This window comes from Pseudomonas sp. Irchel 3H7, from assembly GCF_900187605.1.
Lineage (GTDB): Bacteria > Pseudomonadota > Gammaproteobacteria > Pseudomonadales > Pseudomonadaceae > Aquipseudomonas.
In genome coordinates this window covers 653609-667684 of record NZ_FYEA01000001.1, presented here as the reverse complement: position 1 = coordinate 667684, position 14076 = coordinate 653609, and the positions used below count along the sequence as shown (strand labels likewise).

At 59.0% G+C, this 14076-nt stretch carries 13 protein-coding genes; 5 read left to right on the top strand and 8 right to left on the bottom strand.

Going from position 1 to position 14076, the window contains the following annotated elements:
• Positions 1-8: 8 nt before the first annotated feature.
• Positions 9-1433, bottom strand: a complete 1425-nt coding sequence (gene ccoN, locus CKW38_RS03115; RefSeq protein WP_008082029.1) for a cytochrome-c oxidase, cbb3-type subunit I — start codon at positions 1431-1433, stop codon at positions 9-11.
• Positions 1434-1528: 95 nt separating this feature from the next.
• On the opposite strand from ccoN, the gene CKW38_RS03110 reads away from it, so the two are divergent.
• The 3 genes from CKW38_RS03110 to CKW38_RS03100 all read left to right on the top strand — a co-directional run bounded on the left by CKW38_RS03110 (position 1529) and on the right by CKW38_RS03100 (position 4605).
• A complete protein-coding gene (locus CKW38_RS03110; protein ID WP_095111797.1) occupies positions 1529-2209 on the top strand; it encodes an alpha/beta family hydrolase in 681 nt (226 codons plus the stop codon).
• 1059 nt (positions 2210-3268) lie between these two features.
• Entirely contained in the window at positions 3269-3634 is a 366-nt protein-coding gene (locus CKW38_RS03105) for a DUF6124 family protein (RefSeq protein WP_095111796.1), read from the top strand.
• A gap of 605 nt (positions 3635-4239) precedes the next feature.
• On the top strand, positions 4240-4605 hold the full coding sequence (locus CKW38_RS03100; RefSeq protein ID WP_095111795.1) for a DUF6124 family protein: 366 nt from the start codon (positions 4240-4242) through the stop codon (positions 4603-4605).
• Positions 4606-4782: 177 nt separating this feature from the next.
• On the opposite strand, the gene CKW38_RS03095 is transcribed toward CKW38_RS03100, so the two are convergent.
• The 4 genes from CKW38_RS03095 to inhA form a co-directional block, all read right to left on the bottom strand.
• Positions 4783-5307 (bottom strand): hypothetical protein, encoded by a 525-nt coding sequence (locus tag CKW38_RS03095; RefSeq protein ID WP_095111794.1) that lies wholly within the window; start codon positions 5305-5307, stop codon positions 4783-4785.
• Between the two features lie 204 nt (positions 5308-5511).
• Entirely contained in the window at positions 5512-7077 is a 1566-nt protein-coding gene (locus tag CKW38_RS03090) for a PAS domain-containing methyl-accepting chemotaxis protein (RefSeq protein ID WP_095111793.1), read from the bottom strand.
• 102 nt (positions 7078-7179) lie between these two features.
• Positions 7180-7971, bottom strand: coding sequence for a CPBP family intramembrane glutamic endopeptidase (locus tag CKW38_RS03085; protein WP_095111792.1), 792 nt, complete (start codon positions 7969-7971; stop codon positions 7180-7182).
• Positions 7972-8202: 231 nt separating this feature from the next.
• Complete coding sequence (gene inhA, locus CKW38_RS03080; protein ID WP_095111791.1) at positions 8203-8889, bottom strand: isonitrile hydratase; 687 nt, start codon at positions 8887-8889, stop codon at positions 8203-8205.
• Positions 8890-8978: 89 nt separating this feature from the next.
• On the opposite strand from inhA, the gene CKW38_RS03075 reads away from it, so the two are divergent.
• A complete protein-coding gene (locus CKW38_RS03075) occupies positions 8979-9962 on the top strand; it encodes a GlxA family transcriptional regulator (protein ID WP_095111790.1) in 984 nt (327 codons plus the stop codon).
• 76 nt (positions 9963-10038) lie between these two features.
• The gene (locus CKW38_RS03070) at positions 10039-10671 is read left to right on the top strand and encodes a hypothetical protein (protein WP_095111789.1); all 633 of its coding nucleotides are present in this window, start codon (positions 10039-10041) and stop codon (positions 10669-10671) included.
• Here the strand turns inward: CKW38_RS03070 and CKW38_RS03065 are convergent.
• The 3 genes from CKW38_RS03065 to CKW38_RS03055 all read right to left on the bottom strand — a co-directional run bounded on the left by CKW38_RS03065 (position 10643) and on the right by CKW38_RS03055 (position 13963).
• On the bottom strand, positions 10643-11032 hold the full coding sequence (locus tag CKW38_RS03065; protein ID WP_007917131.1) for a hypothetical protein: 390 nt from the start codon (positions 11030-11032) through the stop codon (positions 10643-10645). The two genes, CKW38_RS03070 and CKW38_RS03065, sit on opposite strands and share 29 nt — an antisense overlap.
• A 311-nt stretch (positions 11033-11343) precedes the next feature.
• On the bottom strand, positions 11344-13170 hold the full coding sequence (locus CKW38_RS03060) for a glycoside hydrolase family 15 protein (protein WP_007917130.1): 1827 nt from the start codon (positions 13168-13170) through the stop codon (positions 11344-11346).
• Positions 13163-13963 carry a glucose 1-dehydrogenase gene (locus CKW38_RS03055; RefSeq protein ID WP_095111788.1) on the bottom strand — a complete coding sequence of 267 codons (801 nt, stop codon included), beginning with the start codon at positions 13961-13963 and terminating at the stop codon, positions 13163-13165. The genes CKW38_RS03060 and CKW38_RS03055 overlap by 8 nt, the downstream gene beginning before the upstream one ends.
• Positions 13964-14076 lie beyond the last annotated feature (113 nt).

Genomic DNA, 14076 nt, shown 5'->3' with positions numbered 1-14076 from the left:
CGGACTCCTCAGGCCATCTGCGCGGCAGCAACGACGTCAGCAGGCTGCGAGGCCCGCACGGTGCGCCAGGTGTTGTAAGCCATCAGGAACATGCCGCTGAGGAAGATCGCCCCGCCAATCAGCCGCACGACGAAGCCTGGATGGCTGGCCACCAGGGTTTCGACGAAGGAGTAGGTCAGCGTGCCGTCCTCGTTCACTGCGCGCCACATCAGGCCCTGGGCGATGCCGTTGACCCACATCGAGGCGATGTAGAGCACGGTGCCGATGGTCGCGAGCCAGAAGTGCGCGTTGATCAAACCGACGCTGTGCATCTGCGCCTTGCCGAAGATTTTCGGGATCATGTGGTACAGCGCGCCGATCGAGATCATCGCCACCCAGCCGAGGGCGCCAGCGTGGACGTGGCCGATGGTCCAGTCGGTGTAGTGGGAGAGGGCGTTGACGGTCTTGATCGCCATCATCGGACCTTCGAAGGTCGACATGCCGTAGAACGCCAGCGAGACCACGAGGAAACGCAGGATCGGGTCGCTGCGCAACTTATGCCAGGCGCCCGACAGGGTCATCATGCCGTTGATCATGCCGCCCCAGCTCGGTGCCAGCAGGATCAGCGACATCACCATGCCCAGCGACTGTGCCCAGTCCGGCAGCGCGGTGTAGTGCAAGTGGTGCGGGCCGGCCCAGATGTACAGGGTGATAAGTGCCCAGAAATGCACGATCGACAGACGATACGAATACACCGGACGCTCGGCCTGTTTCGGCACGAAGTAGTACATCATCCCGAGGAAACCGGCGGTGAGGAAAAAGCCTACGGCGTTGTGGCCGTACCACCATTGCACCATCGCGTCGGTTGCACCGGCGTACACCGAGTACGACTTGGTGAAACTCACCGGCAACTCAAGGTTGTTGACGATGTGCAGAATCGCCACGGTGATGATGAACGCGCCGAAGAACCAGTTGCCCACATAAATGTGCTTGGTCTTGCGCTGCATGATCGTGCCGAAGAACACGATGGCGTAGGCGACCCAGACGATGGTGATCAGGATGTCGATCGGCCATTCCAGCTCAGCGTATTCCTTGGAACTGGTGTAACCCAGTGGCAGGCTGATCGCCGCCAGCAGGATCACCAACTGCCAGCCCCAGAAGCAGAACGCGGCGATTTTTGGTGCAAACAACTGGGTCTGGCAGGTGCGTTGCACCGAGTAGAACGAACTGGCGAACAGCGCACAGCCACCGAACGCGAAGATCACCGCGTTGGTGTGCAGCGGGCGCAGACGGCCGAAACTGGTCCAGGGCAAATTGAAGTTGAGTTCAGGCCAGACCAATTGGGCCGCGAGAAAAACCCCGAGGCCCATGCCGACGATGCCCCACACCACCGTCATAATGGCGAATTGGCGGACCACCTTGTAGTTGTAGGCGGTACTGATAGAAGTGTTCATGGTTCCCCATCCACGGTTCAGCCGAAGTGAGCGCGCGCGAGAAACGCCGCGAATCCTTCGTCTGGAGTTATAGGCAGACTAAAAGCGAGGCAAGCATGGACAAACAGCACAAGGCCAGTATTGACGGGGATCAATGGGCGCAGTGCGTGCGTGATCATGGGTGGCTTTGGGATGCCGCCAATGGTGAAGTTTCTGCGACGTTGATCCTGGCGCATGGGGCGGGGGCGCCGATGGACAGTGACTGGATGAATGATATGGCTGGGCGCCTTGCCGGGCTTGGGGTGAATGTGTTGCGGTTTGAGTTTGCGTATATGGCGCAGCGGCGGGTGGATGGGGTGAAGCGGCCGCCGAATCCTGCTGCGAAACTGCAGGAATGTTGGCGTGAGGTGTATGCCGAGGTGCGGCGTCATGTCGCTGGGGTTTTGGCCATTGGCGGGAAGTCGATGGGTGGGCGGATGGCGAGTCTGCTTGCTGATGAGTTGGGGGCTGATGCGCTGGTGTGTCTGGGATATCCGTTTTATGCGGTGGGTAAGCCGGAGAAGCCTCGGGTTGAGCATTTGGCTGGTTTGAAGACGCGGACGTTGATTGTGCAGGGGGAGCGGGATGCGCTGGGCAATCGAGAGGCGGTTGAGGCGTATACGTTATCGCCGAGTATCAAGGTTTTTTGGCTGGTGGCCGGGAATCATGATTTGAAACCGCTCAAGGCTTCAGGTTTTACCCATGAACAGCATTTGGCCAGCGCCGCGCAGAAAGTAGCCGAGTTTCTCAGCAAGTGACCGAGCCGGGCTGAGATTTTGAACTGCATGAAGATCTGCTCCCTTCCCCCTCGCCCCCATGGGGGAGAGGGCTGGGGTGAGGGGGATCGATTTCAGCTACGACACAGTTTTTCGTTTTGGGTACATATCCGTTGCTGCGGTAAAGGCCGCTCAGGGTTCCGCCCTTACGGCGGGTCACCTTTTCCAAACGCCGAAAAGGTAACCCAAAAGGCTTGCTCCTACGTGCGGCCCGCTCGCTAAGGCTCGGGGTTCCTTCGCTCCGGGATCGATCCGGGCGCAGCGCCTACGGTTTGCTTCGCTGCACCTCCTCTCGCTGTGTTTGGCTTCGCCAAACGGTCGCTGCGCTCCCACCCCCGGATCAATCCCTCCACTCAGCCTTCCGACGTCGCCCGTGGATCAAGATCAAAAGCAGGCGAGCTGACACTCGGCCTATTGAGTGGTGAAAAGCGGTGTTCGGCTTTGGTTTTGTGGTGCTCTTGCCCCTCATCGGAACGCCGCCCGCCCAGCCCTCTCCCGAGGGAGAGGGAGCCGATGGTGGGTCTCTCAAAATTTGCGTTCAACTCGGACTTTCACGTCGGCGTAACTCTACCAAACACCTCGATCAGTCCCCTCTCCCTCTGGGAGAGGGTTAGGGTGAGGGGCTATTTCGCTGACACGATCAAGAACTGGTAGCGCTCACTACCCAGCATTTCCTGTGCGTAAACATGATTCCGCGAGCGCGTTTAAAGTACACGAGCCGTTACGCCATCGGGCCTACAACACCTTGCGCCGTTACCTACGCGTACGCCAGAATCCGCCGGCTTACACGAACATAGCGCGGGCTATATCGTTTGCCTGCCACTGCCCATCAGTGGTCGGGTTTAGTAGCTCGTATGGTTTTAGTAAGTGCATAGGTCCCATAAAGTCAGGCGCATCTGCCTGTACTCAATGGTGGCTGTGCTCAGGGCGCTTTCGAGCGCGCCGGTCTTGCTAATTCCTCCGGTCTACTAACCTGCGCACAGCCGCCACCCTTCTTTTAGTAGAGAACGGTCGCGGCCCTTGATCAGGAATTAGATATTTATGTTCAAAGCCACGCCAAACCCTCCGGGCATCGACCCAACCCCTCACGACCCAGCGCTTGAGTCTCAAAAGACAAAAGAAGCGACGGATCGCGCCCTCGACTACTACCTCCGACCCGAAGCACTGGGAGCCCCACCAAACTCACCAAAATTTCGCCCCGTCTATCTCGTCGACCCCACGCTGGATGACGAAACCCTCCTGGTCGAGGCTAGCGAGTCGCTTTCATACGCCCATGCCATGGCCGGCAATATCGCCAACTCAATCGGCGGCCGGGAGCGCAAACCGTTGCTGGCGCTGCAACAGGTGATCATGCTCAACGAACTGTTGGTCAATCGACTGCTGGATAAGCTGAAGTTGCCTCAATAAAGTCGTTGGCTGTTATGGCCGCATCGCGAGCAGGCTCACTCCTACAGGGGATTGTTGTCGGGCACATATCTGTGACCACCGCATATCCAATGTAGGAGTGAGCCTGCTCGCGATGACGGCCTGACGACTAACCAACCTCTCACTGATGCACCCGGTCCAAATGTGGGAGCGAGCTTGCTCGCGAAAGCGGCATCACAGACAACATTAAAATCACAGCCCGACTTCGCGCTTTTTCTGCCCGCAAACGCAATCCTGTAAGCACGTTTAAATCACACAATCCGTTACGCCATCGGGCCTACAACACCTTGCGCCGTTACCTACGCGTACGCCAGAATCCGCCGGCTTACGCGGCTATGGGCCGGGCTATATCGTTTGCCTGTCACTGCAAATCAGTGATCGGGTTTGGTAGCCCGTCTGTAATAGCCGTGTGGCAACACCCTGTTCTGTCTCTTTGTAGAGGCCCAGTTCAATGGTGGTCATGCGTGGGGCTCACTCGTGAGCGCCGGGTTCCTATTGCAGCCGGTCTACCAACCCGCGTACGGCCACCACCCACTCGTTTGGTAGCGAGGGTGATGGTTCCTTAAACTGCGATAGGAGTTTCATCCATGTTCAAAATCACGCCCAACCCTCCAGCCACTGATCCAATCCCCCACGACCCAGCGCTCAGCCCGCAAAAGATCAAAGAAGCAACCGACCGCGCCCTCGACTACTACCTCCGACCCGAAGCCCTGGGTGCTCCACCAAGCTCGCCCAAGTTTCGCCCCGTCTATCTCGTCGACCCCACGCTGGATGACGAAACCCTCCTGGTCGAGGCTAGCGAGTCGCTTTCATACGCCCACGCCATGGCCGGCAACATCGCCAACTCAATCGGCGGCCCGGAGCGCAAACCGTTGCTGGCGCTACAACAGGTGATCATGCTCAACGAGCTGTTGGTCAATCGGCTGCTGGATAAGCTGAAGTTGCCTCAATAATTTAACTGGCTGTTATGGCCGCATCGCGAGCAGGCTCACTCCTACAGGGGATTGTTGTCGGGCACATATCTGTGACCACCGCATATCCAATGTAGGAGTGAGCCTGCTCGCGAAAGCGGCATCACAGACAACACCAAAAAATCACAGGCCAACTTCCCGCTATTTCTTTGCGGTACATCAAACAGTATCCGGTAATGCCTCAAAATACTGTTTGGCTTTCAAGTCATCTCTCTTTAAATTGAAAGTACCTTTGGGTCTTATTTGTTCGGGCGTGTCGTCGGGTTTTGTTTTTGTAAATGTCGCTTCGAATTCACCTTCAACAGTCCCTTGTACAGGATCAAGCTTAATGCTCAATGTCGCATCACCCGCTGGGATAACTCGCCAGCCTTTCAGTCCGCCCTTATTGATTGAATGTCTGTGGTCACAGTACAAGCCCGTTGCAAGTGTATAAGTGCCTTTCAGTATGTCTTCGTTGATATACGGCACTGCGAGCATAAAACCAAAAAGATTCTCTGAATCGACGGAGCCTACGGAGCCGTAAAATATCCATGAGTTATTAGTTATCGTGCTTGAGTTATAGAATAGTGTTCTTTGCGCTTCGGTGGATAAAGAATCGATCTGCCACTGAAATTCGTTGTCCTCTGTCTCGAAGTTATTTGTCTGAGGGGTGTTGTCTTCGTTATAAAAATCTCTGAAATTCACGATGAAATCCTTCTGTCTCGTAGGGGGTATCCCGTCGATTGATCGAGCGGTATTTCATAGATATTCAGTTGTTAGAATGTTGTCTACTGTCAGAGTTGTCAGCTAGACAAAGTTCGCGGAATGTGCGTTTTCGCCTTTTTCTTTTTTTCAGGTAATAAAAAACCGGAAGCTTTCGCTGTCCGGTTTTTTATCCTGCTAGAACAATCAGCGGTTAAACCGCTCCACCAACGAGTATTGCGTGTTAGCCGTCTTCGTCAGTTCTTCACTCAGCAACGCCGAGTTATGCGCCTGCTCGGAAGTCTGATCCGCCAGCTCCGAAATATTGCTGATGTTGCGGCTGATCTCTTCAGCCACCGCACTTTGCTCTTCCGTCGCCGCAGCAATCTGCGTGGTCATGTCGGTGATGTTGGCCACCGCTTCACTGATCCCGACCAACGCCTGATCCGCTTCCAGCACTCGCGCCACACCTTCTTCAGCCTGACGATGCCCGGCTTCCATGGTTTGCACGGCACTCGAAGCCGTCTGCTGCAACTTGGCGATCAGGGCATGAATCTGCCCGGTCGATTCGCTGGTGCGTTGCGCCAGTTGACGCACTTCGTCAGCCACCACGGCAAAGCCACGGCCCATCTCACCGGCACGCGCGGCTTCGATCGCAGCGTTCAGTGCCAGTAGGTTGGTCTGGTCGGCGATGCCTTTGATCACATCGACCACGCCTCCGATTTCGTCGCTGTCCTTGGCCAGTTGGGTCACGGTCAGGCCGGTTTCGCCGACGACCACAGACAAACGCTGAATGGCTTCGCGGGTTTCGCCAGCGATGTCACGACCGCGACCGGTCAGGCGATTGGCTTCTTGAGTCGCGTCAGCGGTGCGCTGCACGTGGCTCGCCACTTCCTGAGTGGTCGCGGCCATCTGGTTGACGGCGGTGGCCACTTGTTCAGTTTCCACGCGTTGACGTTCCAGGCCGGTCGAGCTGCTGTGTGCCAGTCGGTCGGATTGCTTGGCCTGATCGGTCAGGTGTTCGGCGGTGTCCTGCAGTCGGGTCAGGCAGGTTTTCAGGCGTGCTTCCTGGCTGAGAATCGACATTTCCAGACGCGCCTGGGCGCCACGGCTGTCGGTGTACATCTGCGCGATCAGCGGGTCAGAGGTGGTCTGTTCGGCCAGACGTAGCAGGCGCTTGAGCCCGCGTTGCTGCCATTGCAGGCCCATAAGACCCAGCGGCACCGAAAGACCGGCGGCGAGGGCGAAGCCCCACTGCGAGTTCAGGGTCGCGCCGATCACGAAGCTCAGTTGGCTGACCAGAATGAACGGCAGCCAGTCTTGCAGCACCGGCAGCCATTTGTCGCTGGAAGGGATCGCCGACTTGCCTTGGTTGATGCGTTGGTAGAGCGCTTCGGCACGGTGGATCTGTTCGGCGGTGGGTTTGATCCGCACCGACTCGTAACCGACTACCTGATTGCCGTCGAACACCGGTGTTACATAGGCGTTAACCCAGTAATGGTCACCGGTCTTGCAGCGATTCTTGACAATGCCCATCCATGGCAAGCCTTGTTTCAGTGTGCCCCACATGTGCGAAAACACCGCCGCCGGGACGTCGGGGTGACGGACCAGGTTGTGCGGCGCACGGATCAGTTCTTCACGCGAAAACCCGCTGATCTCGACGAAGGCGTCGTTGCAGTAGGTGATCACGCCCTTGGCGTCGGTTGTGGAGATCAACCGCTGCTGAGCCGGGAAAGTCCGTTCGCGTTGTGTAATGGGCTGGTTGTTACGCATGGTTTTTCAATCCGCAAGGCTTTGAAAGGTTGTCGGCGGTGACAGCTTTTTATTGAAATTTTTTTTCAATAATCAGCACAGCGTCGCAAAACGGCGCTTGCTTCAGCCAGCGAGCATCGGATAGGTGAACAAACCGAAATGCAGCAGGTTCAGGCCGAAATGCGTGGCGATCGCCGCGCCGAGCCCGCCAAAACGGTAGGCCAGACCATAGCCGACACCCGCCAGACCCGCCAGCAACACCCACGTCCAGCCTGCGCCGGCATGCACCAGACCAAACAGCAGCGAGGCCAGCAGCAGGGCGAGGTTTTCACCGTACGGCAGGTGTTTGAAGCGCTGGCTGAGGCCGCCCTGTATATAGCCGCGAAACAGCGCTTCCTCGACCAAAGTCACCAGCAGCAGGTTGTTCAGCACCCACAGCCACGCCTGATCCGGCCACTTCGGCGCCCAGGCAATCACACCCAGCAACAGCGCACCGCCAAGGGCCAGAACTGCGCTCAGCGTCAGGGCGAGGGCGGTGGCGTACACGCTCAGGCGCAACGAACGTCGCCCGACAATCCACGGGCAGACCAGCAACAGCCAGAAGCCAATCAGTGGTTTGTCGAGATTCAGGTACATCGAAAACGGCACGGCGTTGTCGGTGAAGCGCTGCGGGTTGATGGCGCGACCGTTGGCGAAACCCGGCAGCCAATGCAGGGCCAGCGCCAAAGCCAGCACGATAAACAGGCCATGACCGAGAAAACGTGCGACCGGCACCTGTTGTTGGCGCACGGCAAAGCCTGCGAATACCAGCAGGCCAACGGAAATCAACGCCAGCCAGCCAAGGTGACCGTAACTCAGCGCCCATCCGTAACCGAGGCTGAGAAGCGCCAGATAGAGCCATGGCAAAGCCTTCATCGAAAGTCCCTGTGCAAATTTTGTGGAAGGGCTTTCTACACGGGTGGGGGCGTGGGGACAAGTGAAGGTGTGGTGGCAAACCGGGACAGTGCGCGAACCTGTGACCAACACTGGTCCCCTGTGGGAGCTGGCTTGCCAGCGATGAGGCCTGCACAGCCGACATCTTCATCGACTGGTACACCGCTATCGCTGGCAAGCCAGCTCCCACAGGGTTTTGTGGATGGCTGGGAATCAGTGCAGGTTAAGTTTCGCGGCCACACGCTCGGTGATTTCCGTGCGCAGCTTCAGCGATGGCGCGGCGCGCAAACGGGCCTCATCGACAATCGCCCCCGGCGCAGTCTCCGGGCTGCCCGCGTTGAACGGCGGCGCCGGCGCATATTCCAGTTGCAACTGGATCAGTTGCGCGGTGTCGGCATCCACCAACTCAGCCGCCAACACCAAGGCAAAATCGATCCCCGCCGTAATCCCACCGCCGGTAAACAGATTGCCGTCACGCACCACCCGATCCTTCGCTGCAATCGCGCCCAGTGTCGGCAGCAGATCGTGATACGCCCAATGCGTGGTCGCGCGTTTGCCTTGCAGCAGGCCTGCCGCGCCGAGCACCAGCGAGCCGGTGCACACCGATGTCACGTACTTCGCCTGAGCAGCCTGACGCTTGATGAAGTCCAGCGTCACTAGGTCTTCCATCAACGCCCCAACGCCACCACCGCCGGGCACACAGATCACATCCAGATTGGGACAATCCTCAAACGTGATGGTCGGTTTCAGCAGCAGGCCGGTGCTGGCGGTGACCGGCATCAGATCCTTCCAGATCAGATGCACCTGCACGCCCGGCAACGAGGCGAGCACGTCGTACGGCCCGGTCAGGTCGAGTTGCTGAACCTGCGGAAACAATAGAAAACCGATCTGCAGCGTCATTGTTCTTGCTCCATGAAAAGGGGTGGACGGCTTCACTGTAGGCGCGTAGGTTCTGGCGCATACGCCAATCACCCCACGAATTACGCCAAATGCCCAAAGCCATCCACGTACTCGCGTTTGCCAACATGCAGATTCTCGACGTCACCGGGCCATTGCAGGTGTTCGCTTCGGCCAACGACATCGCCCGTCAGCGCCGTTTGCCCATTCCGTATGCGCCGAGCGTGATTGCCAGCGGCGGCGGGGCGGTGATGTCGTCGGCTGGTCTGGCGGTGTTGGCCGAACCGTTGCCCGAAGCGCCCAGCGATACGTTGATCATCGCCGGCGGCTGGGGCATCTATCCGGCGGCTGAAGACATGGCGCTGGTGGATTGGGTGCGCGAACACGCCGCCAAATGTCGACGCGTGGCCTCGGTCTGCACCGGCGCGTTTTTGCTGGCTGCCAGCGGCTGGCTCGACGGTCGCCGAGTCGTCACCCACTGGACCCGCTGCGAACAACTGGCGCAGCAGCACCCAAAACTGCAAGTCGAGGCCAATCCGATCTTCATCAACGACGGCCCGGTCTGGACCTCGGCAGGTGTCACCGCCGGCATCGACTTGGCTCTGGCGATGGTCGAAGAAGATCTGGGCAGCGACATCGCGCTGGACGTCGCCCGCCATCTGGTGGTGTTCCTCAAGCGCCCCGGTGGGCAATCGCAGTTCAGCGTGACCCTGTCACTGCAGAATCAGGGCAATCGGTTTGATGAACTGCACGCGTGGATCGCCGAAAACCTGACCTGCGATCTTGGCGTGCCGACCCTTGCCGAGCAGGCGGGCATGAGCGAACGCAGTTTCGTCCGCCATTATCGTGCCGACACCGGCCAGACCCCGGCGCGGGCGATTGAACTGATCCGTGTCGAGACGGCGCGGCGCTTGCTCAGCGACACCGGCCTGCCGGTGAAACGGATCGCGGCCAATTGCGGATTTGGCAGTGAAGAAACCTTGCGCCGTAGCTTTCTACGGGCGATTGGCGTGACGCCGCAGGCGTATCGCGAGCGGTTTTCGCTCAGCACTGCAGTAGATCCGGTAATGCCTTGAGCATTTCCGGCGGGGCTCTCTCCGGGTTCAGATAGACTGCACAGCTTATTCTGCCGACCGACTTCAAGGACGATGCATGTCACTCAAATCGCTGCTTGCTCTGCTGGTATTCGTCGCGATGCTGGCTGGTTGCGCTTCACCGCCACCGTCACTGCCGGACACCCCGCAACGCCGTGAACTGATGGAGCGCATGTTTGCCAAGTCGACGATCATGCTGTCGTTCAAGGAACTCGACGCACGCGCCGCCGCCGAGCCGGGCGAACCAAAACGCCAAATCTCTGCAGATGAGGCAGTGGCCAAGCATAAACAACAAATGTATGTCGACCTGCCAGCCGCGTACTGGCAGCAGCGCCGCGCCAACCTGGCGCAACTGATCGATGCCAGGGCCAAGGGCGAAGCTATCGGCCTGGCGGCTTATAAAGAGAAGTACTTCGAACAGTTGTCCCAGGCGCCGACACCTATGCTCACGGCGCTGGCCAATGCGCCGAGGATGGACGCGCTGCCAGAGTTTGCGCTGGTGCTGCCCAATGATCATCAACTCAGTTACTTCTACTTGATCACCGTCGCGGATGAGACGTTCTGGGAAATTGAGCAGTTTTACCAGCACATGGCCGATCTGGATGCCCAGTACGGCGTCTGCGCGCTGTTCCCGGATTGCTACCGAGCGGACTTCCGTACGGCTAAGCCTCGGCTTCCGCCATCTGATTAAAGTACTTCGTCCGGTCCGGGGTAAACGTCACCACCATCTTCGTCCGCGAGCACGTCAGCGAACGCTCTTCACTCAAATCAATATTCAGATCCTCGCCGCGCAAGCCTTGCCACTGCGCCAGGTATTTCAGCGAGCCGTATTTTTCGAGCTTTTTCAGGCTGCGACTCACGCCACCTTTCCAGCCGAGCACCGGCAGTTCACCGTCGAGGCACTGTTGGGCGATATGGGGGAAACGCGCGGCGCGCTGTCGGCCGACTTCCCAGCATTTGATCAGACCCTGGTCGGCAGCTTCCCAGAGCTGGGTGCGGGTCAGGCCCGTGCGAAGAGGGGCGGCGATGTTGCGCTGGACGTGCTGGCTCATTCTGGTTCCTTGAATTCGGGTTTTGTTGGACAGCTCCGCTGTGCCCGTTGCGGTGGATGGTAGGGGCGGATGTAACCGCTGGCAACAAGGTATTTCGGGGTGTAAGTGCAAGTTACGAGGGGAGCTTGGCGTGGTGTTTGTGAGTTTTTTGCGGGCATTGATTTACACAAAGTGTCGCCGCAGGTAACCGCTGCAAGGCCCAGCGCCGAAACTCGGCGCTGGGTGATGTGTGTGGCGTGTAGGCCGGCTTCCCACAAGAGGCGTTTAAAATGCGATTTATCTGACAGACGCTGACGAAGAATCGGACGAGTTCAAGGCTGCCACTCACTCTTTTCCCCGCTCAAACGCCGATCCAGAAAACTCGCCGCGCTGATCAACGCCAGATGCGTCAATGCCTGTGGGGTATTGCCCAAGTGCCGGCCATGGGCGTCGAACTCTTCGGCGTAAAGGCCCAGCGGATTGGCATAGCGCAGCAATTGCTCAAACTCCAGATGGGCTTTTTCAACCTGCCCCGCGCGAGCCAGGCATTCGACATACCAGAACGAGCACGCAGCGAAGGCGCCTTCGGTGCCGGCCAGGCCATCGATATTGCTGTCGTCATTGCGATAGCGGTAAACCATGCCGTCGCGCACCAGGGTCTTTTCGATGGCCGCGAGGGTCGCGAGCCAACGCGGATCCTTGGCGCTGACGAAACGCACCAGCGGCATCAACAACATCGAGCCATCCAGCGCCGTGCCGCCCTTGTACTGGACGAAATGCCCGCGCTCCTCGTTCCAGAAGTTGTCCCAGATGTCGGCGTAAATCGCCTGCCGGGTCTTGTCCCATTGCGCAAACGGGGCCGGCAGCGAGCGCTTCGAAGCCAGGCGAATGGCCCGGTCCAGCGCCACCCAGCACATCAGCCGCGAGTGCAGAAAATGATGTTGCTCACCGCGCATTTCCCAAATGCCGACGTCCGTGGTCTGCCAGGTTTCACAGACTTGATCGACCACTTCACGCACGTGTCGCCAGCCCTCGTGGGAAATCGCGTCGCCATATTTGTTGACCAGATACACCGCGTCCATCAGTTCGCCGAAGATGTCGAGCTGGATCTGATCGTACGCGCCATTGCCGATGCGCACCGGTTGCGCGCCGCCGTGTCCGGACAGATGGGTCAGTTCGGTTTCCGGCAATTCCTGTTGCCCGTCAATGGCGTACAAAATATTCAGTTTCATCGGTTGCCCGTGGCAATCGCTGACCCGTCCGCGCAGCCAGCCCATGTAGTCGTTGGCTTCGCCGACAAAGCCCAGACGCATGAACGCGTACACCGTGAACGAGGCGTCGCGGATCCACGTGTAGCGGTAATCCCAGTTGCGCTCGCCGCCCGGCGTTTCCGGCAGACCGAAGGTGGCGGCGGCGAGAATCGCGCCGTGTTTGCGCGAGGTCAGCAACTTGAGCGCAAGGGCTGAACGGTTGACCATTTCGCGCCAGCGTCCACGATAGATTGACTGCCCGAGCCAGTCGCGCCAGAACTTCAGCGTGCGCTCCATGCACAATTGCGCAGCGCCTTCCTCGAAGCGCGGATCGTCTTCGCCGCCGAGCAGAAACGCGGCTGTCTGATCCTGTTTCAAGGTAAATGAGGTTACCGCTGCGTCGGTCTCGATGTGCAGTGGTTGATCCGAGGTCAGCCGCATCGATGGCTGGCCATCGGCACTGAAGATCACTGCTTGCTGGTCCATCCGCGCGCGGGTGGCGGCGCGGGCATAGTCATGGCGCACCGCGCAACGCACGTGGAAGGTCGCTTCACCGCTGACCACGCGCACCCGGCGCATCAGCAACGGCAAATCGTCTGCGTTATCGGCGATCGGCAGCAGGTCGGTGACCTCGACTACCGCGCGCTCACTCAGCCAGCGGGTTTGCAGAACATTGGTGTCTGGCAGGTAAATCTGCTCGCGGCGGGCATCGGGCAGGTCCGGCGCCAACTGAAAAATCCCCGCGTCGGGGGTGTCCAGCAACGAACAGAAAATCGACGGGCTGTCGAACTCCGGCCAGCAGAAAAAATCCACGCTGCCACGGTCGTTGATCAGTGCCGCACTGCGCATGTCGCCGATGATGCCGTGGGCGTCGATCGGGCTTTGTCGTTCCAGGTGATGCTCAGCCATTGCCGCGAAACTCCGGATAGAGGCTCATGCCGCCGTCGATGAACAGGGTGGTGCCAACGATGTAATCGGAGGCGTCGGAGGCGAGAAAGACCAGCGCATTGGCGACGTCTTCAGCATCGCCGATGCGTCCGTAGGGAATCAGCTCAAGCAGCTTTTCGCCGGCAGCGCCTTCAGTGGCGTCTTGATTGATCGCCGTGCGAATGGCCCCCGGCGCAATGCCGTTGATACGAATGCGTTGGTGGCTGACTTCCTGCGCGAGGGTCTGCATCAGTTGGTCGACGCCGCCCTTGGACGCGGCGTAATTGACGTGCCCGGCCCAGGGAATGCGCTGGTGCACCGAACTCATGTGGATGATCTTGCCGGCCGCACGGGACACGCCTTCACGAATGCCTTGGCGATTGAAGATGCGCAGGGCAGCGCGGGCGCAGAGGAACTGCCCAGTGAGGTTGACGCCGATCACTGCGTTCCAGTCGTCCAGCGACATATCCACAGCGGCGGCGTCTTTTTGCATACCCGAGTTGGCCACCAGAATGTCCAGTGAACCGAAGGCATCGAGGGTTTCGGCGAACAGCCGTTCAACCTCGTCTTCCTTTGATACGTCGGCGCGGATGGCGATGGCTCGGCCACCATCGGCAATGATCTGTCGGGCCAGTGCCTCGGCTGGTTCTGCCTGCCGGTTGTAGTTGATGATTACTGCGGCGCCGGCGGCGGCGAGGGCTTTTGCGCACGCGTGGCCGATGCCGGAACTGGCGCCGGTGATCAGGGCTGTTTGTCCGGTGAGGGAGATGTGCATGCGGGGTCTCGCCTTGAGTGAGGGCTTATAAAGCTGACTGGTGGCGAGCGATGAGAGTTCAGCTCGAAGATCAAAAGATCGCAGCGTGCCGCAGCTCCTACATGGAATGCGAT